A 23,494-nucleotide genomic window follows, 5' to 3' on the forward strand; every position below is an offset into this window, starting at 1 on the left:
TTGGGGGGATTAAAACTTATGACAAATCGTGAAAATAGAGGCAAAGAACGAATAAACAAGCTCGCTTCCGCTTTTAATTTTAAAAATATCGGTAAGGGAGTCCGCATAACATACGGTGTCGTTTGGAATTTATTGCTTCTGCTTTTTATCGTCATCATGATTGGCGGTGCTTTTGCCGGTGGAGTTGGAGCTGGATACTTTGCAGCCCTCGTCAAGGATGAAAAAGTACGTGCCGAAGCTTCTATGGTAAAAGATATTCATCAATATGAAGAAACGTCAACTTTGTATTTTGATAATAATATTCCACTTGGGAAACTACGTTCAGACATTGATCGGGAAGAAGTTAGTATTAAGGACGTCTCCAAATATTTAAAGAAAGCTGTTATTGCGACAGAAGACCAATATTTTTATGAGCATAAAGGTGTTGTTCCGAAAGCATTATTCCGCGCAGTCTTTCAGGAGTTTACAAATTCTTCTGTACAATCTGGTGGTAGTACTTTAACACAGCAGCTTATCAAAAACCAAATTTTAACAAATGAAGTTTCCTTTGATCGTAAAGCAAAAGAAGTCCTCCTTGCCTTAAGGATTGAAAGATTCCTAGATAAGGATCATATTTTAGAAGCATATTTAAATGTATCCACCTTTGGACGAAATTCGTCCGGACAAAACATTGGCGGAGTACAAGCCGCAGCTAAAGGAATATTTGGAGTCGAAGCCAAAGATTTGAATTTAGCGCAAGCTGCTTTTATAGCAGGATTACCACAAAGTCCATTCGGATATACACCTTTTACGAATCAAGGTGAACTCAAGAGCCCAGAAGGACTTGAACCTGGCCTGAATCGAATGAAGACCGTTTTAAATAGGATGAAAAAAGAAAATTATATTACAGAAAAAGAATATAAAAAGGCGATTAATTACGATATTACGGCTGATTTTATTCCTAGGCAGCCAAGAACGTTTGAGGAATACCCTGCACTTACGTTCGAACTTGAGGAAAGAGCAGTCAATGTCCTAACTGAGATATTAGCGAAAAAAGATGGCTATTCGAAAGGTGATTTAAAAAAGGATAAGAAGTTATTCGATAAATATTGGACGCTAGCTAATCGAGATATACGCCAAAATGGATATAATATTTATTCTACAATCAATAAAGACATATACGATGTACAGCAAAAAACAAAAGATGAGTATCAAAACTATGGTCCGACTTATAAGGTAGAAAGAAAAAATGAAGAAACAGGTGAAATGGAAACAGTAGATGATCCTGTTCAGATCGGTTCTATTTTAATTGAAAATAAATCTGGAAAAATTTTAAGTTTTGTCGCTGGACGTGATTATGAACTAAATCAAAACAATCATGCAACTCATACTAAACGTCAAAATGGGTCAACCATGAAACCACTTCTTGTTTATGCTCCAGCCTATGAGCTTGGAGTAAGTGCGCCAGGGGCAATTGTTGCAGACCTTCCATATAATATTCCTGCTGGAGGAAAGACGTATACACCTTATAACTTTACAAGAGGGAAATTTTATGGACTCGTTTCAACGAGATATGCTCTAGCAAAATCATATAACGCCACCGCGGTTGCAACTTATATGAAAATCATCGATCAAAAGCCGACGAAGTATTTGGAAAAAATGGGCTTTACAAGCTTACAGCCAAATGAGTATGCCAACCCTTCCCTCGCTTTAGGTGGATTAACAGTTGGTGTTACTGTTGAAGAAAATACGAATGCTTATACGACTTTTGCTAATGGTGGTAAATTTAAAGATGCTTATATGATTGAAAAGATTACCGATCAAAAAGGAAATATCGTTTTCAAACATAAATCGAAACCAGTTGAAGTATTTAGTCCACAAACCGCTTATCTAATGACAGATGTAATGAGGGGCGTGTTGAATTACGGTACAGCTCAGGCTTTACCTGGAATGCTGAAATTTTCAGCTGATTGGGCAGGTAAAACAGGAACTTCCAACGAGTCTAAAGATTCTTGGCTCGTAGTTTCAAATCCGAATGTGACAATGGGAACGTGGATGGGATACAATTCAAATAAACCTCAGAGTCAAGGATATGACTTAAGAAATTATCGCATCTGGGCCAATTTAATGAACGCTGCATATGATGTTGCTCCAGACGTCGTAAAACCAAAAGATAATAAACGTTTCGAAATGCCTGGCGGAATCGTCAATCGCTCTTATTGTGCGGTATCCGGTATGCTACCTTCTGAAGCATGTTCTAAAGCTGGGCTCATTCAAGCAGATATTTTTAATGCTAAATATGTTCCATCTAAAACAGATGATAGCTTAGGTGCAGGTGGAAGGTATGTTTTAGCAGGAGGAAAAAAATATGCTGCATTGCCATCGACTCCTGAAGAATTTACTCAGCAAGGCTTAGTAATTAATCCGGATTTCCTGAAACGTATTACCATGGGATATGTTAAAGACTTTTCACAACTTATTCCGAAGGATAATCCTAAATGGAAAGATCTCTTAGTTGCCGATGACAAGCTTGCAGATGATGGAAAGGCTCCTGCTGCAGTTAAGGCTTCCTTCTCTGATGGAACGTTAAAATGGAGTGCCTCCTCGAGTAAGGATGTAATTGGTTACCGTATTTATACAGATAAAGGTAAAAAGATTGCGTCCATCATGTCTGATGGAGATCTTGCACATAAAGTCGGGGACGGAATGTTTTACGTAGTGGCAGTCGATATTGCTGGTAGAGAATCAAAACAAGCCGAACCAATTGGAAATGGTGAGGAACTGAAGAAAAAAGAAGAAGAAGAGAAAAAGAAATTAGAGGAAGAGCAAAAGAAAGCTGAAGAGCAGAAGAAGAAAGAGGAAGAACAAAAGAATAAAGAAGAAGAGAAAAAGAAAAAAGAGGAAGAAAAGAAAAAAGCTGAAGAGCAAAAAAAGAAAGAAGAAGAACAGAAAAAGAAAGAAGAAGAACAGAAAAAGAAGGACGAAGAAAGTAAAAAAAATAATGGTGGTAACAACTCTGGAGAAGAAAATCCATAAGAGAAACCGGGCTATGCCCGGTCTTTTTTTTAGCTGTCGTAAGTTCCAATCAGTTATTAACGTAAGTCTATTAGGGATTACCAAATTATGCGAGATTCATATTCTATCGAGACTAGATATTTTAAAAGCGGGAATTTTGTGCTGCGTCACGTCCGATTGAGACAGAATTTCAAATAAATCAGAGGTTTTGTCAGATTCACGAAAAGTCGAAACTCCCTCCCCTATTCCGTCTCTTAAGGATGTATCGTTATATACAAAAAAGCCCCGTGCCAATTAAATTGATACAGGGCTTTTTATTAGTCTTCCATTGTCGATAAGTCGCCTGTTGGCAAGTTCAATTCCCAAGCTTTTAGTACTCGGCGCATAATTTTTCCGCTACGAGTTTTTGGCAGTTTATCACGGAATTCTATTTCGCGAGGTGCGGCATGAGCAGCAAGACCTTTCTTCACGAATTGCTTAATATCTTCTGCTAATTCTTCTGAAGGCTCATTCCCTTCAAGCAACGCAATAAATGCTTTAATGATTTCGCCGCGAACTGGGTCAGGTTTTCCGATGACACCCGCTTCTGCTACTGCAGGATGTTCGAGTAGTTTACTTTCTACTTCAAATGGTCCCACACGTTCTCCGGAAGTCATAATGACATCATCTACTCTACCTTGGAAGAAGAAATACCCATCTTCATCCATGTACGCTGAATCTCCAGAAACATACCAATCACCAGGTAAGAAATATGAATTATATTTTTCTTTATTATTCCAAATTTCATACATCATGGACGGCCAGCCTTTTTTAATAGCGAGATTCCCCATTCTATTTGCTGGTAACACGTTACCTTGATCGTCGACAATTGCAGCTTCTACGCCTGGAATTGGTTTTCCCATGGAACCTGGCTTGATATCTAGGCAAGGGTAGTTTGCAATTAACATTGCACCTGTTTCTGTCATCCACCATGTATCGTGAATGCGTTTATTGAACACTTTCATACCCCAACGGATGACTTCTGGATTCAATGGCTCCCCTACACTTAGAATATGGCGTAATTCCGATAGATCAAACTGCTTTACAAGTTCATCTCCGGCGCTCATCAACATCCTAAAAGCTGTTGGAGCACTGTACCATACTGTTACTCCGTAATCCTCCAATGTTTGATACCAATTTTCTGGCTTAAAGCGTCCTCCAACAATTACGTTCGTTGTTCCTGTGAGCCATGGGCCGAAGATGCCATATGATGTCCCTGTTACCCACCCTGGATCGGCTGTACACCAATAAATATCTTCTTCTTGTAAATCTAAGATCCAGCGAGCCGTTTGGTACTGCTGAATCATGGCATTATGAACATGCAGAACTCCTTTTGGACGACCTGTAGATCCAGACGTATAATGAAGGATCATTCCGTCATTTCGGTCAACCCACTCTATTTCAAGATTTTTATCTGCATCTTTTAATCTTTTATTAAAATCAATAAATGGGCCTTCTTCTTCGATATCATCGCCTACTAGAAAAATATGCTTCAATGCAGGTAATTCATCAACAGGAACCCTTTTTAATAATTCTGGAGTTGTTACTAGAACCTTCGCTTCACTATCTTCTAATCTATCTTTTACTGCAGCCTCCATGAAAGCTTCAAAAAGTGGACCTACAATTGCTCCAAGTTTAATCGCTCCGAGGATAGCAAAATATAGTTCAGGCGATCTTGGCATAAAAATAAATACTCTATCGCCTTTTTCAACATTTCCAAACGTCTTAAGCACGTTTCCTGCTTTGTTAGACCCTTTTTTCATATCATAAAACGTATATTTTTCATCTCTTACACCATCACGGTAATATAGCGCAACTTTATTTTTGCGAAACGTCTCCGTATGACGATCTATTGCTTCATAGGCCATATTAACGCGGCCAGTTTCATACCATGAAAAGCTTTTCTCTGCTTCTGACCAATTAAAATTAGCATACATTTCATCGTAATTCTGTAAATTATATTTACCCTCGATGACTGGTAACGCTTCCAACTTCATGTGCACAACTCCCCTTTAGTGTCTAGAATTACCTTTTATATTATAATATAAAGTACAATTATTCTCAATTTTTTTTACAATTTATTGAACATATTTTTTTAATATCTTTACCAGTTATAATAAAGTTACAAGACTGAAGGAGGGCGTTTAGTGGAGCATCTAAAAACGTATAATGCGATGGAGTTAAAGACAAGAAATGGCATCTTGCTTATTGAAGGGCCAATATCTGCAGAACAGCTCAGTAGGCTCGAATTTCATGAAGATCTTGTTGCTTTTCGTCCAGCAAAACAACAACATGAGGCTCTAATAGGTATAGCAGATCTCCCTGAAGGAAGAATCATCATCGCAAGATATGAAAATGAAGTAGTAGGCTACGTAACATACTTATATCCTGATCCTTTGGAAAGATGGTCTCAGGGGAATATAGTGAACTTAATTGAGTTAGGTGCGATAGAAGTCATTCCTAAGTATCGTGGATCTGGAGTAGGCAAAGGACTTTTACACGTATCCATGATGGATGATGCAATGGAAGATTATATTATCATTACGACTGAATATTATTGGCATTGGGATTTAAAAGGTACAGGACTAGATGTGTGGGAATATAGGAAAGTGATGGAGAAAATGATGAACTCGGGTGGGTTAGAATGGTATGCAACCGACGACCCAGAAATAACATCCCATCCCGCTAACTGTTTAATGGTTCGTATCGGCAAAAGAGTTGACACAGAATCAATCCAGCAATTTGATAGTATTCGTTTTGTAAACCGCTTTATGTATTAATAGCCGATTGAAAAGGAGTGAATAGATTGATAGTAGAACGAATTATGGCGAAGGATGTCATTACGTTATCGCCCAACGATTCTATTAGAACTGCCATCCATCTAATGAATGAAAAAAACATAAGGCATGTGCCTCTACTAAACAGTGAAAAGAAAATGGTAGGACTTGTTACGGATCGGGATATTAAAAGTGCTACTCCAATATTTACAAAGAATGAAAAAAGGCATGAACAATTAGAAATGCCTCTCTCTTCTATTATGACGACAAATATCATAACTGGTCATCCTCTTGATTTCGTAGAGGAAGTGGCTGCCATTTTTTATGATCATAAAATCGGATGTCTACCGATTTTAAACAATGGACAATTAGTCGGAATCATTACAGGGACAGATTTACTACATACATTAGTGGAATTGACAGGAGCGAATAAGCCTGGTTCACAAATAGAAGTAAAAGTTGAAAATCGCCCAGGTGCACTCCATGAAGTAACAGGGATTTTTCAAAAGTTTAAAGTTAATGTTCATAGTGTTCTTGTCTATCCCTCACAAGACAATGAAAAAGATAAAATCCTTGTTTTTCGAGTGGCCACGATTAATCCACTTTTACTAATTGAAAATCTAAAAAAAGAAGGACTTCAAGTGATGTGGCCTAATTTGCCAGGGATGGAAGCATGATGAAAGATTCAGTTTTTATTTACTCCGATTCTTTATTGTCTTATCGTTTTTCTGATCATCATCCATTTAACCAGCATCGATTAACGTTAACTTTAGATTTATTAAAAGAATTAGGTGCCATCAAAACAGATGAAATTATAGCTCCGCGAATTGCATCCGACGAAGAACTTCTTTTAAATCATGAACAGTCTTATATTGAGGCTGTTAAGCTTGCGAGCAATGGCTATCTTCCAAAAGAGAAGGCCGAAAGCTTTGGCTTAGGCACTGAGGATACTCCTATTTTCAAAGGGATGCACGAAGCGAGCGCTCAACTTGTCGGAGGTACATTAACTGCTGTTGATTATGTTTTACAAGGGAAGGCTAATCATGCTCTTCACCTTGGCGGTGGCCTGCATCATGGTTTTCCAGGTAAGGCTTCAGGATTTTGTGTCTATAACGACAGCGCGGTTGCGATTAAATACATTTTAGAAAAATACAAGGCGCGAGTATTATACGTTGATACGGATGCTCACCATGGGGATGGAGTTCAAAGTTCATTTTATGATGAAGACATGGTCTGCACACTTTCCATTCATGAGACTGGTAGATACTTATTTCCAGGTACTGGAAGTGTTAATGAATGGGGACAAGGACCAGGGTACGGATATTCCTTTAATATTCCACTCGATGCCTTTACTGAAGATGGTTCATTTTTAGAATCGTATAAAAGCGCTTTAATGGATATTGCGGAATATTTTAAACCAGATGTTATCTTGACACAAAACGGTGCAGATGCACATTATTTTGATCCTTTAACTCATCTCTCTGCTTCCATGAAAACATATCAGGCAATCCCAAAATTAGCCCATGAAATTGCCCATAAATATTGCGATGGTAAATGGATTGCAGTTGGAGGCGGAGGTTATGATATTTGGCGTGTCGTTCCTAGAGCATGGTCTCTCATTTGGCTTGAGATGATTGGGTTTCCTAGTATTACGGGTTCTCTACCGGAAAATTGGTTAAAGCGTTGGCAGTCTAAAGCACCAGTTACATTAATCAATCAATGGGAAGATCCAATTGATATGTACGAACCTATTCCAAGGAAAAAAGACATTGAAGAAAAAAATAAACAAACGGTTGAACGTGCACTTTATTTTGTAAGGCAGCAATTACAAAGAACCAATCAAAAAAACGGGTAAGAATAATAATAACGGGTTCGGTTTTGGTGTACAAAATACAAGAAAACTGAAAAAATAACAGCCTTATTTTTATGGAATTAACAGGATCTGCGTAAAATCTTGTGTAAGTAGTATTCTATAATCTTCGCAAGGCAAGAAATAATAGGTATGAAAAAATACAATCTGGCAAAACTATTATTGCCTTTTACCATAAAACAGGATAGGGCAATGCAGAAGTGCAACCCGAGCGATTTTATGGTTTTTACACTAAAACGGACGGACTTGATCTGTCCGTTTTTTCATCCGTTTTAGGGAAAACAAATGCGTTAAACTTCAGGGGTTTGGGGACAGAGTCCCCAATTATGATGTTTGATTTAAAATCTCAAGTTGGCTCAAGATTATATCCCAATTACGATAACGCATCTTCCATTTTTTTGTAATATTTTGAGATGCCAAATAGAGCATTTTCCTTAAGCTATCATCATTAGGGAAAATGGATTTTGTTTTGGTCACTTTTCTAAATTGACGATGTAACCCTTCTATTACATTCGTAGTATATATTATTTTCCTAATTTCGGGCGGATATGCAAAAAAGGTAGCTAAAATATCCCAATTTTCTTCCCATGATTTAACTGCAGTTGGATACTCTTTACCCCATTTTTCTTTAAATTCTTTGAGCCTTTCCATACCCGATTCTTCGTTAATTGAAGTATAGATTAGCTTTAAATCAGCGACAAATTCCTTTAAGTGTTTATAAGAAACATATTTAGTACTTGAACGTATCTGGTGAATGATACAACGTTGAATTCCAGCGAAAGGATACACGGCTTGTATGGCTTCTCTGAATCCTGTAAGCCCATCTACACAGAAAAGATTAACCGTTTTAACGCCTCTCGTTTTCAAATCGTTCAACACACCTAACCAAAACTTACTACTTTCATTTCCCCCAACCCAGATGCCTAATATTTCTTTATAACCTTCATTGTTAATACCCAATACCACATAGGCCGCCTTCGAGACAATTTGGTGATTATCCCGAATTTTATAATGAATGGCATCCATGAAAATAAAAGGATAATAGGCTTCAAGTGGACGGCTTTGCCACTCATTTACTTGTGGCATAATCTTTTCGCTAATCTTACTAACTAGCTCTGAGGAAATCTCAATATTATAGAGATCCTTGACTTGTTCCTTGATATCTCTGGTAGACATACCATGTGCGTAAAGAGAAAGAATTTTCTCTTCCAGCCCGTCCACATTTCTTTGGTATTTATCCAAAATTTGTGGCTCATACGAGCCATTTCTATCTCTAGGAACGTTTATTTCAACTTCGCCAAATTGCGTTTTTAGTTTCCGTTTTGTTGAACCATTTCGATAGTTATTAGGTCCATCACTCCGACGTTGGTGCTTTTCATAACCCAACTGCTCATCAATTTCGCATTTGAGCACTTCCTCCAAGACATTGGAAAACATCTCCTTGATCGTTTCCATAATTTGATCGGTACTAGTGAACTTTTGTTCCTTTACCATTTCTTTGATTAATTCCTTTGGTAATTTCATGACGAAAAATCCTCCTTGGCAAAATTAGTTATCCTAATTCTCGCCAAGGAGGATTGATTTGAAACCTATTTACACAACTTTTTCCGCACCGTCGGTGCTACAATTAACACCATAATTAACAGCACAAAAAGGAGCTTGAATACTTAAGCTCCTTTAGAATGATTTGTAACGACCTCTTATTCAACTAAAGCGCACTTATCTCAATAAATAAGGAGCAATCTCCTTCTTAAAGATAAGCTCCCTTTAGTTCAAAATAATAATCTCTTCCTTTTCCTTTCCATCGATTATCCATTTTATAGTCAATTCGTATTCACTTTCATCATCTGAGTAAGGAACACCACCTTCAAATAGAAATGTAAGTTTTGCTTCTCCTTTAGTAAGTATTTCTTTCCCCTCTGCCTCAAATTGCTCTAAAAAATATTCAACTTCTATATCATCCTCATACAAAGAACTGGATTTTAAATCTATTTCTCCCTTAGAGTCTAATGGCTTTACAGTAACAGAATTCGTTCTTGAAGTAACAAGTACTTTTGTAGTTATATTAGCTTCAACTACCCAATTTTCACTTTTACCATTAAGATGTAATCTACCTTCTCCTTCTTGTGTTTGATTGTCACTTGTATCTTGTTGGCAAGCACTAAGAACAATAATCAAAACAAAAAAAACTAATAGATTTTTGACCATGTACATCCCCCTATTCCACAGACAAATCCATTTATTTTTAGTCGACTTATTAAACATTACTGCTTAGTATTACAATACTAATTTAACATAAATATCCATTTTTAGCTTTTTTAGGGCAAAATAAGTATAGTAGGGAATCCCACTCTGATTCGAGATGAAACTGCTCGAAAATCCATTTTGGTCGCGAAGTAAGCATTAATTCATTAAAAATATATCCTAGTTAAAATCTAATAGTCCCTTCCACTATCAAATAGAATCTATAGTTTTTCCTTCGATAAATTCATCTTGGATTGCTGCAGATGCCTACAATTTTCAATCTCATTGTATTAGGGTCGACAAACAGAAACGGACCCACTTGATGTGGGTCCGCACTTTAAACGACTGGTTCTTGTGTAATTGCTCTTATTTCGTCGTCCCTCTGTATTCAATTCGATGAGGAAGTACAACGATTTGCTCGTCTACTTTTTCCTTATTCATTAATTTTGTCAACAATCTCATAGCAACAGCACCAATATCATATAGAGGCTGAACAATAGATGTCAGCTGTGGACGCACCATAAGAGTTAGTCTTGTATCATCAGAAGAAATAACTTCTAAATCATTAGGGATCGTTAATCCTTCGTCCTGTGCACCATGCATAATCCCTAATGCCAATTCATCATGACCTGCAACGACAGCTGTTGGTTTTTCGTTCGCTTGACTGAGTTTTGTCCAAGCTTCAAGCCCCGAATCATAGGAGTCATCGCCTTCTACCACATAGTCCTCATTATATTCCAATCCAGCTTTTTCAAGGGCTTCTTTATAACCAACTAATTTTTGATTGCGATTAATTGAATCATTCAACGAACCAATTGCATATGCAATATTTTTATGCCCTTTATTAATCAGAGCAGTAACAGCATCATATGAAGCTTGACGGTAATCGATATTGACAGAAGGTACCGTCCCTGCATCTTCGATAGAGCCTGCAAGTACGATCGGAACTGGAGAACGTTTAAATTCATTACGTAATTCTTCGTTAATATTACCACCCATAAAAACAATTCCGTCCACTTGTTTTCCGAGCATCGTATTCAGTAGATGCAATTCTTTATTTAAATTTTGATCGGAATTACTTAAAATTATATTGTATTTATACATAGTTGCGATGTCTTCAATTCCACGCGCCAGTTCCCCGTAGAAAATACTAGAGATATCCGGAATGATTACACCAACTGTTGTTGTTTTTTTACTAGCAAGACCTCTTGCCACCGCATTTGGTCTATATTCTAATCGGTCGATTACTTCTAATACCTTTTTTCTAGTAGTTGGCTTTACATTTGGATTACCATTAACTACCCTAGAAACTGTAGCCATGGAAACATTTGCTTCTCTTGCAACATCATATATTGTTACATTCATTAACAACTCACACTCCTCTATTACTTCTTTCGACAAAACGATCAACAACCGTTTATTAATTCTTCAATAATCATACGACACAGAGCCTCTTACCTGCAAATCATATCCCTTGTTTGTGAAGAAATTTTCATATTTTATTATACCTTTTTCCAAAATATACCCTTTTTCGATAAAATTTATGAGTTTTTCTTTATATAAGTATGTAAATTGTAATTCCTTTCCTTCTTTTTAACTAAAAGTTATGATACATTTTAAAATAGCTAATACATAATCGCATATTTTCTGGAAGGTGAAATTCGATGCAAAGCGACAAAATATTTGCATTAGATATTGGTACCCGTTCTGTTGTCGGCCTTATTCTTGAAGAGAACGGAGAACAATATAAAGTTTTAGATCTATTTGTAAAAGAGCATAAAGCGAGAGCGATGGTTGACGGACAGATTCATGACATACAAGCTGTTGCGCATGTAATCAAAGAAATTAAAGAGCATTTGGAAAATACGCATGGAAAGCTTTCAAAGGTTTGTGTAGCTGCTGCGGGAAGATCGCTGAAAACAGAGCGTGCAAAAGCGGTCGTTAATATAAAAGGCAAGCCTATGATTAATCAAGAGGATATCCTCTATCTTGAGCTAACAGCAGTCCAAAATGCCCAAGCAGCTGCTGCTGAACGGCAATTAGCTGAAAAAATGAATTCCTATTATTGTGTAGGATACTCTGTTCTCCATTATTTTATAGATAATCAGCTAATAGGAAATTTAATCGATCAACAAGGTGATGAAGCATCAGTTGATATTATTGCAACATTCTTGCCTCGAGTTGTAGTAGATTCCCTTATCAAAGCTTTACAGAGAGCTGATTTGGAACTTGATGCACTTACATTAGAGCCAATCGCGGCCATTAATGTGCTTGTACCTGTTTCGATGCGAAGGCTTAATGTGGCTCTTGTCGATATTGGTGCGGGAACGTCTGATATAGCCATTACAAATACGGGGACAGTTGTCGCATATGGAATGGTTCCCACGGCTGGCGATGAAATTACAGAAGCTATAAGCGATCAGCTTTTACTTGATTTTCCAGAAGCCGAGCAAGCAAAAAGGGAACTTTGGGAAAAAGACTCCATTATTGTCCATGATATTCTCGGATTCGAAAATGAAATATCAAAAACAGATGTTGTGGCGCAAATATCTCCTGCCGTTGATAAGCTTTCAAGAGAGATTAGTATGGAAATTAGAGAACTAAATAACGGACAGCCGCCAAAAGCCGTAATGCTTGTTGGAGGAGGCAGCAAAACTCCTGAACTACCAAAAAGACTAGCTGAGATGTTGCAGTTACCTGAAAATAGAGTAGCTATAAGAGGAGCGGAAGCAATTCAGGGGTTAACTTTTGCAGAACATATTCCTGGAGGTCCAGAAAACATTACACCTATAGGGATAGCGATCTCTGCTAGAAAATCGCCGATACAATATGTTACCGTCACAGTGAATGACCAATCCACTCGCATGTTTGAAGTGAAGGAATTAACAGTTGCAGACTGCATTCTTTCTTCTGGAATTATCATAAATAAGCTTTATGGAAAACCAGGGATGGCCATTTTTGTGACAATGAATGGTCAACAAGTCACGATCCCAGGCTCTTTCGGTGAACCTCCTATTCTATTAAAAAATGGAGAGGAATGTAGTTTAGAAGATCCTGTAAAAAACGGTGATATCATTGTAGCTAAAAAAGGTGCAGATGGTGATCAATCACAAATTAGAATAAAAGATTTAATTGATGAAATTCCTGCAAAAAACGCGATCATTAATGGTAAATCCTATCATATTCCGATTACCATTACTAAAAATAGAAAAAGAGCGTCACTTAATGACAATATAAGTGATCGAGATGAAATAACCGTTCATATTCCAGCAACGATATCCGAACTACTTTCTGCCTTAAATATTAAAGAATTATCGAATGTTCTACTCCCTTTTAGATTATTCATTAATGGTAAAGAATCTGTTATCCCAAGTTTTACAAGTGAAATTTGGCTTAATGGAAGAAAAGTGAATGAAGCTGAACCCCTTCCGGCGATAATTGAACTAAGCATTGGAAGAAAAATAGCGCCCACTACTCGAAATCTCGCTTCATCCATGGGGCATTTATTAAAAAGATCCATCACAGTATTTTTTAATCATGAACAAATAACCGTAACGAAAACAGTCAGTGAATACAAACGTGATGGTGAGATTTTAAAACAAGACGATGAATTGTTTACAGGGGATCATATTGAATGGAATGAAGCAAGTGAATCGGCCTTTATTTTCCAAGATATATTTAATTTTGTTGAAGTAAATAAACCAGAAAATGCATCAGGAAATTTTTCGATTTTATTAAATAATGAAGAGGCTACTTTTTATTCACCAATCCAAAGTGGTGATTATTTAGAAATTGTTTGGCCAACGGTATTAGAAAACAAATAACAGGCAGCGCTTGGCTGCCTGTTATTTCTTATTCATTCATAGAGTTATTGATTTTATCTGCCATTTCTTTCGTTTTTTCAGCTACAGTATCTGTTGAATCCATTGTCTGGGCTTCTACTTGATCTATGCTTTCTTGTGCCTGATCCGCCATGTCTTCCGTTGTATCATGAATGGTTTCTCTCCATCCATCTGTCATGTCTTTTGTTGCTTCTGCAATTTCTTCCACCGCACCATTTGCTGTGTTTCGGAATTGATCCGCTTTTTCTTTTACAACTTCTACTACATTACTGCCTTTTTCCATCGCAGCTTGACGAATCTGACTTGTTTTTTCCATTGCTGTCGAAGAGATATCCGATCCCTTTTCCATAACAGTTTCTTTCCATTCACTCGACTTTTCTTTTAAAGTCCCCATTTGGTTATTAATATCACTCCGCAGCTCTTTCCCAGACTTAGGAGCGACCATTAAAGCGGTAACAGCTCCTACGATGCTTCCTACTATGATCCCGGTCATGAAATTACCAGTAGTATTTTGATTTTTACCCATTTTACCAACCTCCATCGTGATCATATTTAGCTATTACTGCGTTCAAGCTGATGTGTTTGGATCTTCACTTCAGAGTCAAATGGCTTTTTATCATGTTGTTTATTTTTTTCACCGAACCATTTATCTTTTAACTCCTTAACTACTGCACCCCATTGTACGACTTGTGCAACTTTATCTTGATTCCTAACCATTACTGATGATACGGATGTCGTAACTTTTCTTAGTGAGTCATTCATATCTTGTATCGTATTACCTACATCCTGAACAGCATGAACAACCGTATCCAGCTTCTCCACCTTACCTTGAATATCATCAGCAAGTACATTTGTTTTATGTAGAAGCATCGTCGTTTCACCAGTTACCCCTTTAAGCTGCCCTTCCAGTCCATCAAGTGTATTAGAAACACTTTCTAACGTTTCTTTCATCGCCTTTAACGTTTTCGTTAAGCTGATCACCAAAATAAAAAATGCAATCGCAATTAATGCCACACTTAAATATAAAATAATCTGCATATATGCAGCACCTCCTAATATACATTTCACATTACCCTTGTTCATCTACTCATAAACTGATAAATTTATACTTCGTGATAAAAGTGTGATTTTCCTTCTGTTATGTAAAATATGCAATATTATGGTTTACTTTTTTGTTAGATACTATTCAATAAAAAGGTAGGGGTTGACCCAAAGTCTTGCAAAAACAAGGACAGAGGGGCAACCCCTATTATGTTTTTCTTGATAATGAGTTTTGATAAAAAGGCGACTTCAAATAAGTGCATTTTCTTCATACTGGCTCAACGCCTAGCCCCTCGAGGTCTCGCTAAAAAGGAAAATATGGACTTTTCTTGCCTCTGAACATTGCTTATCGGTTGACAACAGGACATTACGTCCTTATCCTACCATTCTCCTGCAAGGCGCTTACGCTTATCGTGTTACTGAGCTTTTTTTAATTGCTGTTGTAAAAGCCCTTCATAGGCTGACTGAAATTTTTGAATATCTCCAGCACCCATAAAGAGTAGGATGGAATTGTTTAACCTTAAAAGTGGAGAGGTATCTTCTTCATGTAAAATTTCTGCTCCATCGATTTTCTCTTTTAAATCATTAATGGATAATTTGCCATGATTCTCACGGGCAGATCCGAAAATTTCACATAAATATACCTTATCCGCTTCCCCTAGACTTTCACCAAACTCCTGCAAAAACGTTTGAGTTCTTGTAAAAGTATGTGGCTGAAATACAGCAACAATTTGGCTATTAGGGTATTTTTGGCGAGCTGCATTAATCGTCGCTTTTATTTCAACAGGATGATGGGCATAATCATCAACCAAAACTTGATTACCCACAACTTTTTCTGTAAAACGGCGTTTAACCCCACCAAATGTCTTCAAATAACTTTGAAGTACTTCTACATTTATTTCCTCATAATGACATAATGCAATAACCGATAAGGCATTTAATACATTATGGTCTCCAAATGTAGGAATTTCGAACGATGCATAAAAATGATTACGAACAAAAACGTCAAATTTTGTACCACTAGTGGATTTTTGCAGATTTCGTGCTTGGAAGTCGTTTCCATTTCCAAAACCATAAAATATTACTGGTACTTCAGCTTGTATTTTTTGTAGTTGGTCGTCATCCCCGAAAGCGACAATGGCTTTATTTACTTGCATCGCCAGTTGCTGAAAAGCTGAATACACATCGTCAATATTTGAAAAATAATCCGGATGATCAAAATCAATATTAGTCATAATGGCGTAATCTGGAAAGTAGGAAAGAAAATGTCTACGATATTCACAAGCTTCAAATACAAAGTATTCCGAGTCTTTCACTCCACTTCCCGTTCCATCCCCAATAAGAAATGAGGTTGGTTTTGCGCCGCCCATAACGTGAGAGAGTAAACCAGTCGTCGAAGTCTTCCCATGAGATCCAGTTACAGCAATACTAGTGAACCTCTTCATAAATTCTCCTAGAAATGCGTGGTATCTAACAACAGGAATTCCTTGTCTCGTTGCTTCATCAATTTCTTCATGTGTATCTGGAAAAGCATTTCCGGCAATAACCGTCATGCCTTGTTTAATATTTTCGCGTTGAAATGGTAATATTTTTATTTTTGAGTCCTCAAGAGCTGCTTGAGTGAAAAAGTATTTTCCCACATCTGAACCTTGCACATTATATCCCATGTCGTGCAGGATTTGTGCAAGTGCGCTCATTCCTGAGCCCTTAATACCTACGAAATGGTATACAGTCATATTTGAACCTCCAACAATCGTCTGTCTATTTGCATCATATGATGAATAATAACATTTTGCTCAAGTCGCTTTTATAACCTTGTTATTATTATTAACGGCAAAAAGATTAGTATGTAAAAGCTAAACCTTGAATATAATGTTTTTTCTATTTAGTCATTATAACACTGATTATGTTTATTGACCATTTGTCAACCAAGATTAACATACAATATCCAAAAATAAGAATAACATTTAAAACAACATTATTCTAGAGAATCTTTTAATGCTTGTAGTTCACGCTCATTAATCAAAACATCTCTAGGCTTGCTTCCTTTTGCTTCAGAGATGATCCCTTGTTGTTCCATCATCAATATTAAACGAGCAGCACGGTTATAACCGATTCTAAACTGTCTTTGTAGCAGCGAAGTTGAGGCGCTGCCTTGATTAACGACAAAATCACATGATTCTAAAAACAACTCATCTTCATCTTCTTGTACTTGTGCTCTCTTCAATAATTCTTCTTGTTCAAACATATAATTTGGTTTTCCTTGAGTTCGGACGAACTCAACTACACGATCAATTTCTTGATCAGACACAAAAGTACCTTGAAGTCTGACAGGCTTTGATGAACCACTTCCTAAAAATAGCATATCTCCCCGGCCAAGTAATTTTTCTGCTCCACTTATATCAATAATGGTACGAGAATCGACTTGGGACGAAACGGAAAATGCAATTCTCGTCGGGACATTTGCTTTGATTAAGCCGGTAATTACATCAACGGAAGGTCTCTGTGTCGCAATAATTAAATGAATTCCACAAGCTCTGGCTTTTTGAGCGATTCGACAGATAGATTCCTCGACATCTGCTGGTGCCATCATCATTAAATCAGCAAGCTCGTCAATAACAACAACAATATATGGAAGTTTATCGCTATATCTCCCGTGTTCAGTCGCCAATTCATTAAAGCGGCCAATATCTCGAACACTTGCATGAGAAAACAATTCATAACGACGTTCCATCTCATCAACTGCCCATTTTAACGAGGCTGTTGCTGCTTTTACATCCGTTATGACAGGACTTACTAAATGTGGAATATGATTATAAGGAGCAAGTTCAACCATTTTAGGATCGATTAGTAAAAGCTTAAGTTCATCCGGTTTTGCTTTATATAACAAGCTGACCAATATTGAATTAATACAAACACTTTTCCCCGACCCTGTTGCTCCAGCAATCAATCCATGTGGCATCCTTCTTAAATCTGTTACGATTGGCCCCCCCGAAATATCAAGACCGAGTACAGCAGTAAGCGGTGATTCGTTTTGTAAAAAGGCTTTACTTCCGATAATTTCACTGATTTGTACAGGGCGACTTTCATGATTTGGGATCTCAATTCCGATCGAGCGTTTTCCAGGTATAGGAGCCTCAATCCGTATGTCTTTAGCTGCCATGCTTAATTTAATATCATCGCTAAGATTCGTAATCTTACTTACTTTTACTCCCGGATCAGGCTGAACTTCAAACCGTGTAACAGACGGCCCTTGACTTACATGGACAACATGAGCATTGACATTGAAGTTCTTAAGCGTCTCATCAAGTAATTCCTTTTGTTCTTCCAGCCATTGTATGTTTTCCGACTTTATGATAGGTGGCTGAAGCAGCCTAAAGGCTGGAAAATTGTATTCAGTTTCCACTGAACTATTTTCTTGAATAGTGGACGCCGTTTCAGCCATTGCCATTTGAGTTGGTTTCGGCATCTCTCTGTTTGTATGTGAATTTGTTGGTGAATTCAATGATCTTTGTTGCCATTTTTCTTTGTCTTTTTTCAGCATTAACACATTAAAAGGTAAATGCGATCGTTGCTTATGATTTTCATTTGCTTTTTGAGAAGGTTCACTTTCTAAAATAGGTTTTTCAGTCATTTCCGATTGATGTGTTTCCTCAATTTCATTAGACATGCGATCATCTTCTACGTCACCCAATGTTTTCTCAGGATCTTTATATTCCTTTATTCCCTCAATCAAGTGTTGCTTATTTTGTTCATGTGCTATTTGAGGAGGGGCGTTTTCTGGAAAAAGTTTTTCAATTAATTCGGATTGATTTATTTCCACATTTTCATTAGAAACATGATCTTCTTTTACATCAAATAATATTTCCTCAGGCTCTTCAAATGTATTAGATTCTTCAAATTCCTCAAAATCCGTTTCCTCACTCATTGGTCCTTCTAGATTTTCTTCAAAATTAAGTTCAAGCTCTTTTTCTTCATTTTTTGTTATAAGAAAAGAATTATTTAGTTCGTATTCTAATTCCTTTTTTTCAGGGAGACCGAAACCAAATATTGGAGATGGAATCTCTGATTCACGAACATGATCTTCTTTTACGTCAATCACTATCTCTTCAAATAATTCTTCTTGATTATCATTTCTAAGCTCTTCTTCCCCATCTTTTGGAATAAAAAAAGAATCATTTAGTTCGTATTCTAATTTCTTTTTCTCAGGTCGATCGAAACCAAATACTGGAGATGCAATCTCTGTCGCACGAAAAGGTTGTTTATTTATCGGCTCGACTTTTCTACTTTCGGATTTATTCGGATAAACTTCTCTGCTCTCTCTCTGTTTGTTAAACCTTTCCTCTTTTACAATTGCTTGAACTTGGGGCTCACGCTGGCTTCGCCGGACACGTGTTGGTTCTTTTATCTTTTCTTGATTTTGAGGATTTTTTTCTACATGAGTACGTTCATGATTTTTATCTCTTCTCCGTGGAGGATCTTCTATTAATGGAAAGCGAAACGTTCCTTTTGGATATTGATACATCATCCGAGTATCTATTTCACTAAGTTGAACTTTTGGTTTTGATTCAGGAACATGTTCTCTTTCCGTTTCATCCATTGTTAATTTAGACATTAATTTTTTCAACCAGGACATTTTATCCCTCTATTCTTTCATTCTGTATAAATACGGTCTTTTTACCAGATACCGTCATAGCTGTCATTTATTCATTATAACAAAAACCGAGGATAAAAATTGAGGCAAATGGAACATTATAAAAGAATCACGATTAAAAGGAGGAGATTATTGAATGAAATTTGCAAAATCCATTGTTTATGTAGGTTTGGCTTCTGTCATGCTTATGGGAGGATGCGCAACTAATAATAAAACGAATGATCGAATTGCAAATAATGATAATACACCTCTTGGAGTCAGATATAACCCAAATGTTGATACTAACAGAAATTGGGCTAATGATAATCGAAATGTGACAACAAGAGATGGTTACGGTGTTAATAATACTGGAACCACCAGATATGGTATGAATAATGGAAATGGTAATGGCAATGGTTTAGGTGTAAATAATAATCGTGATTTCAATGACAATCGAATAGACGTAGCAGATAATATTGCGGATAAAGTTGCAGACCTTAAAGAGGTTGATACTGCGAATGTGCTTGTTACTAATCGTAACGCTTATGTAGCAGTTAAATTAAGCAATAAAGGAAATAATGAAATGAGTAATACCGTACAAAGAAAAATCGCTAAACAAGTTAGGGATGTCGACAATAATATAGATAATGTCTACGTTTCAGAAAATCCTGATTTTTATAATCGGATGACAGGTTATCGAAATGATATTAACGCTGGGCAACCAGTAAGTGGTTTCTTTAACGAATTTAGTGATACTGTTCGAAGAGTATTTCCTAACGCTAGATAATGGTTAAAACAGGAACATGCCCTTATGATAATAGGAAGCATGTTCTTGTTTTTTACCAAAAGATTCCTATAATAGCAAGGGCTCCTAAAATGAGACCTCCAACAGTTCCAATTGTTCCAGAATCAAGAATCGGCCTTTTTGTAAAAAATTTAATATCTTCTATATCCGATTCTAGCTTCTTAACCATTTCTTTTAATTCATTGATCTCATTTAATAATTGCTCTTGATTTTGCTCACTCATTACTCTCTCTCCTTCCCCTCATCACTTTCCTTTTATACGAATATACATATATTTAGTTTCACCAAAATACTCATCAGAGTCAATAGTTCAAAAATTATTTATTGAATAAAACTCCACTTCAGAAAAAGGTGTACAATAGCTTTATTAGATTTTCTGAAAGGAATGGGCCTTATTGTTAACTCTTATTAAAAATGGCGAGGTATATACCCCGGATTATATTGGAAAAAAAGATATCTTAGTTGTCGATCACAAAATTGGCTTTATTCAAGATACAATTGATGCACCTAAAGATTTTGTCCATATTAATGTTGTCGATGCAACAGGTAAAATAATTGTTCCCGGATTTATAGATGCTCATGTACATATCACAGGAGGTGGCGGTGAAGGAAGCTATAAAACAAGGACTCCTGAATTACAATTAACTGATGCTACCCTCGCTGGAGTAACAACGATTATCGGAGTGATTGGCACGGACGGAACAACTAGAACAATGACTAATTTAATTGCCAAAGCACGGGGATTAGAGGAAGAAGGAATTACTTGTTACGTTCAAACTGGTTCTTATCAAGTTCCTGTCAAAACATTAATGGCTAAAATAGAAGATGATATCATTCTTGTTGATAAAATTATCGGGGTTGGAGAAATTGCGATTTCAGATCATCGTTCCTCACAGCCAACTGCAGAAGAATTAGCCAAAATAGCATCCGCAGCAAGAATTGGTGGTATGTTATCTGGTAAAGCTGGAATTGTGAATATACATGTTGGCGACAGTTACGAACATTTACGCTTAATTGAAGAAGTAGTGAAAACGACTGAATTACCAATCCAGCAATTTTATCCTACCCATATAAATCGTAACCCACATTTACTTGAAGCAGCGATTGAATACGCTAGGCAAGGAGGGTATGTAGATTTTACAACAAGCTCTATACCAAATATGAAGGATGATTGGAACATAAAATCAAGTAAAGCTTTAAAAAGATTCCTAGATGAAGGGATTGATATTGAGCAAATCACCTTCACATCCGATGCTCAAGGAAGTCTACCAAAATTTGATGAGTATGGAAATTTTACAGGACTAGGAATTGGAAAGGTCTCTTCCCTTTTTGCAGAAGTACGAGATGCTATTTTGAATGAAGGCCTTTCACCTGAGGTTGCTTTTAAAGTAATTACGCAAAACCCAGCTGCCATTTTAAAATTTGAAGAAAAAGGTCAAATCTTGGAAGGAAAAGATGCTGATTTGGTTTTATTGAATAAAGATGACTTAACAATTAATACCGTTTATGCAATGGGAAAAATGATGGTTGAAAATGGAGAAGCAATTGTAAAAGGAACGTTTGAGTAATAAAGTAACTGTAAGCTGCTAGTATTGGAATTTCCAAAGTTGACTGCTTTGCTTGTGATGGTAAAAATTAATGTAATGATTACATAAAGCCGATTCCGCTATAGTTTAATGGAATCGGCATTCTTATTAATATTTTAGAATACCTTACCTTACAAAATCTAAAATAGAAACAATTACTTCATTCTCCCATTGATAGGAATTGAATGTGTGGTCCCCTTCTTCAATCGTATGTAGAGTTGCTTGGTCGCCATAACATTTTTCAATGTATAATTTGGAAACGTCATACGGAACAGCTTCATCTTTTGTACCGTGAATTAAAAGAACTTTACCTTCATATTCAGCAGCACGCTCCCAAACATTTAAGGTTTTTAAATCTTCACCGAAAGCTTTGCCAACAAGATTTCCACCATGATCATATGCATTGTGGCTAGCAATAAAAGGAACGGTTGCTTCCATTGGCTCTACTATTTGATGCATAGTCCCTGCTGGAGCAAGTAACACCAATTTCTCGATCTCGTTATTTAATTTTCCCGCTAGCAAACTAGCAACGAGTCCTCCCATACTGAGACCTAATAATATGATTCTATTTTCATCAATCTTTGGATGAGATTTTACGTACTCAAATATCGTACCTGCCTCTTCGAACTCTTTTGTGACTGTCATGTCCTCGAAATCTCCATCACTTTCACCACTGCCAAGGAAATCAAAGCGAAAACTGGCAAAGCCTTGCTTTTCCAAAGCTCTTGATACTTTTAAAAATAAACGATGAGGCTCAAGCTTATTTCCTGTAAATCCATGGAATAAGATGACCGCAGGTAATTTTTCTCCGGAAGGAATATGTTCCATCCCACGAAGAGTAAGTCCATTATGAGAAATAGCTACAGCTTGTTGCAAAAGAAAACACCCTTTCTATTATTAAATTTAAGTTATCAACACTATTATTTTAGCATTTTTCTGACAGAACAACGAGCACTGAATATGGTATATAATGGTATTATCATATAAAAAGGAGGAAATGAAAATGGTTACATTAAAGCAGTTTCAATTTGCCCGTACATACACGATACGTGCTATGAACCAGATAAACCCGGATAAATGGGACATCATTCCAAATGGATACTCCAATTCAATTCGCTGGAATATTGGCCATATATATGTAACGGCAGAAATTTTATTAAATAAAGCCGATCAACAATATGAAGTGAAAAATCCTGAATGGGTAACCTTTTTTGCCCCTGGAACACGCCCATCTAAGTGGTCGAGCCCACCTCCTTCAGCGGAAGAATTAATAGAGGCATTAAAAAAGCAAAGCCGATATATTGATGAATTTTTTGCAGGAAAATTGGATAATATTGCTGATGAATCATTTGAAATTGCCCCTCATACGATGGACACTGTGGAAGCACTACTCCAATTTGTTATATGGCATGAAGGTGTACATGCTGGAAACATAAAAGCTATTGGTAACGCAGTATCATAGTTGAAATATCCCCTCTCACTTCATTCGTAGCGAAAGGGGATTTTTGTTGAGTTTTGGAAAATAATAAGTATTGGGTTATCACCATTACCTGATAACGTTATTCTTTTCGATCAAAAGCTTATCCAATTCCCTTTCAATTATAGCCAGTTTGAGGAAAGGTTTTTCAGCTTGAGAAAATAGAAAATTAGAAGTTATTGTATT

General features: G+C 36.7%; 18 protein-coding genes. 8 read left to right on the forward strand and 10 right to left on the reverse strand.

Annotation, left to right across the window (positions count from 1 at the left end; genetic code table 11):
* Window positions 1-18: 18 nt before the first annotated feature.
* The gene (locus KHA93_RS10130; protein WP_213110634.1) at window positions 19-3,015 is read left to right on the forward strand and encodes a transglycosylase domain-containing protein; all 2,997 of its coding nucleotides are present in this window, start codon (window positions 19-21) and stop codon (window positions 3,013-3,015) included.
* A gap of 296 nt (window positions 3,016-3,311) precedes the next feature.
* Here the strand turns inward: KHA93_RS10130 and acsA are convergent, their stop codons facing one another.
* Complete coding sequence (acsA, locus tag KHA93_RS10135) at window positions 3,312-5,030, reverse strand: acetate--CoA ligase (protein ID WP_213110635.1); 1,719 nt, start codon at window positions 5,028-5,030, stop codon at window positions 3,312-3,314.
* A 150-nt stretch (window positions 5,031-5,180) separates the two neighbouring features.
* On the opposite strand from acsA, the gene KHA93_RS10140 reads away from it, so the two are divergent.
* The 3 genes from KHA93_RS10140 to KHA93_RS10150 are packed head-to-tail and all read left to right on the forward strand — an operon-like array spanning window position 5,181 to window position 7,665.
* A complete protein-coding gene (locus KHA93_RS10140; protein ID WP_213110636.1) occupies window positions 5,181-5,813 on the forward strand; it encodes a GNAT family N-acetyltransferase in 633 nt (210 codons plus the stop codon).
* 26 nt (window positions 5,814-5,839) lie between these two features.
* The gene (locus KHA93_RS10145; RefSeq protein WP_213110637.1) at window positions 5,840-6,487 is read left to right on the forward strand and encodes an acetoin utilization AcuB family protein; all 648 of its coding nucleotides are present in this window, start codon (window positions 5,840-5,842) and stop codon (window positions 6,485-6,487) included.
* Window positions 6,484-7,665, forward strand: a complete 1,182-nt coding sequence (locus KHA93_RS10150) for an acetoin utilization protein AcuC (protein WP_213110638.1) — start codon at window positions 6,484-6,486, stop codon at window positions 7,663-7,665. Before KHA93_RS10145 ends, KHA93_RS10150 begins: the two co-directional genes overlap by 4 nt.
* A gap of 339 nt (window positions 7,666-8,004) precedes the next feature.
* Here KHA93_RS10150 and KHA93_RS10155 read toward each other — a convergent pair whose 3' ends face one another.
* The 3 genes from KHA93_RS10155 to ccpA all read right to left on the reverse strand — a co-directional run bounded on the left by KHA93_RS10155 (window position 8,005) and on the right by ccpA (window position 11,289).
* A complete protein-coding gene (locus KHA93_RS10155) occupies window positions 8,005-9,204 on the reverse strand; it encodes an IS256 family transposase (protein WP_213109032.1) in 1,200 nt (399 codons plus the stop codon).
* A 243-nt stretch (window positions 9,205-9,447) separates the two neighbouring features.
* Complete coding sequence (locus KHA93_RS10160; protein WP_213110639.1) at window positions 9,448-9,888, reverse strand: hypothetical protein; 441 nt, start codon at window positions 9,886-9,888, stop codon at window positions 9,448-9,450.
* A gap of 402 nt (window positions 9,889-10,290) precedes the next feature.
* Complete coding sequence (gene ccpA / locus KHA93_RS10165; RefSeq protein ID WP_213110640.1) at window positions 10,291-11,289, reverse strand: catabolite control protein A; 999 nt, start codon at window positions 11,287-11,289, stop codon at window positions 10,291-10,293.
* Window positions 11,290-11,588: 299 nt separating this feature from the next.
* On the opposite strand from ccpA, the gene KHA93_RS10170 reads away from it, so the two are divergent.
* Entirely contained in the window at window positions 11,589-13,748 is a 2,160-nt protein-coding gene (locus KHA93_RS10170) for a cell division protein FtsA (RefSeq protein WP_213110641.1), read from the forward strand.
* A gap of 28 nt (window positions 13,749-13,776) precedes the next feature.
* Here the strand turns inward: KHA93_RS10170 and KHA93_RS10175 are convergent, their stop codons facing one another.
* From KHA93_RS10175 to KHA93_RS10190, 4 genes are all read right to left on the reverse strand, one after another.
* Complete coding sequence (locus tag KHA93_RS10175) at window positions 13,777-14,292, reverse strand: YtxH domain-containing protein (protein WP_213110642.1); 516 nt, start codon at window positions 14,290-14,292, stop codon at window positions 13,777-13,779.
* 26 nt (window positions 14,293-14,318) lie between these two features.
* Entirely contained in the window at window positions 14,319-14,804 is a 486-nt protein-coding gene (locus KHA93_RS10180) for a DUF948 domain-containing protein (protein WP_213110643.1), read from the reverse strand.
* Between the two features lie 419 nt (window positions 14,805-15,223).
* A complete protein-coding gene (gene murC / locus KHA93_RS10185) occupies window positions 15,224-16,543 on the reverse strand; it encodes a UDP-N-acetylmuramate--L-alanine ligase (protein WP_213110644.1) in 1,320 nt (439 codons plus the stop codon).
* A gap of 242 nt (window positions 16,544-16,785) precedes the next feature.
* Window positions 16,786-19,422, reverse strand: a complete 2,637-nt coding sequence (locus KHA93_RS10190) for a DNA translocase FtsK (RefSeq protein ID WP_233711115.1) — start codon at window positions 19,420-19,422, stop codon at window positions 16,786-16,788.
* 175 nt (window positions 19,423-19,597) lie between these two features.
* On the opposite strand from KHA93_RS10190, the gene KHA93_RS10195 reads away from it, so the two are divergent.
* Window positions 19,598-20,227: a YhcN/YlaJ family sporulation lipoprotein gene (locus KHA93_RS10195; RefSeq protein WP_213110646.1), complete on the forward strand. Its 630-nt coding sequence runs from the start codon at window positions 19,598-19,600 to the stop codon at window positions 20,225-20,227.
* A gap of 52 nt (window positions 20,228-20,279) precedes the next feature.
* On the opposite strand, the gene KHA93_RS10200 is transcribed toward KHA93_RS10195, so the two are convergent.
* The gene (locus KHA93_RS10200) at window positions 20,280-20,468 is read right to left on the reverse strand and encodes a hypothetical protein (RefSeq protein ID WP_213110647.1); all 189 of its coding nucleotides are present in this window, start codon (window positions 20,466-20,468) and stop codon (window positions 20,280-20,282) included.
* Window positions 20,469-20,640: 172 nt separating this feature from the next.
* Between KHA93_RS10200 and iadA the strand changes: the two genes are divergently transcribed.
* A complete protein-coding gene (gene iadA, locus KHA93_RS10205; protein WP_213110648.1) occupies window positions 20,641-21,813 on the forward strand; it encodes a beta-aspartyl-peptidase in 1,173 nt (390 codons plus the stop codon).
* A 144-nt stretch (window positions 21,814-21,957) separates the two neighbouring features.
* Here iadA and KHA93_RS10210 read toward each other — a convergent pair whose 3' ends face one another.
* Window positions 21,958-22,707, reverse strand: a complete 750-nt coding sequence (locus KHA93_RS10210; RefSeq protein WP_213110649.1) for an alpha/beta hydrolase — start codon at window positions 22,705-22,707, stop codon at window positions 21,958-21,960.
* 127 nt (window positions 22,708-22,834) lie between these two features.
* Between KHA93_RS10210 and KHA93_RS10215 the strand changes: the two genes are divergently transcribed.
* Complete coding sequence (locus KHA93_RS10215; RefSeq protein ID WP_213110650.1) at window positions 22,835-23,293, forward strand: DinB family protein; 459 nt, start codon at window positions 22,835-22,837, stop codon at window positions 23,291-23,293.
* Window positions 23,294-23,494 lie beyond the last annotated feature (201 nt).

The sequence above is a fragment of the Lederbergia citrisecunda genome (assembly GCF_018343695.1).
Lineage (GTDB): Bacteria > Bacillota > Bacilli > Bacillales > Bacillaceae_C > Lederbergia > Lederbergia citrisecunda.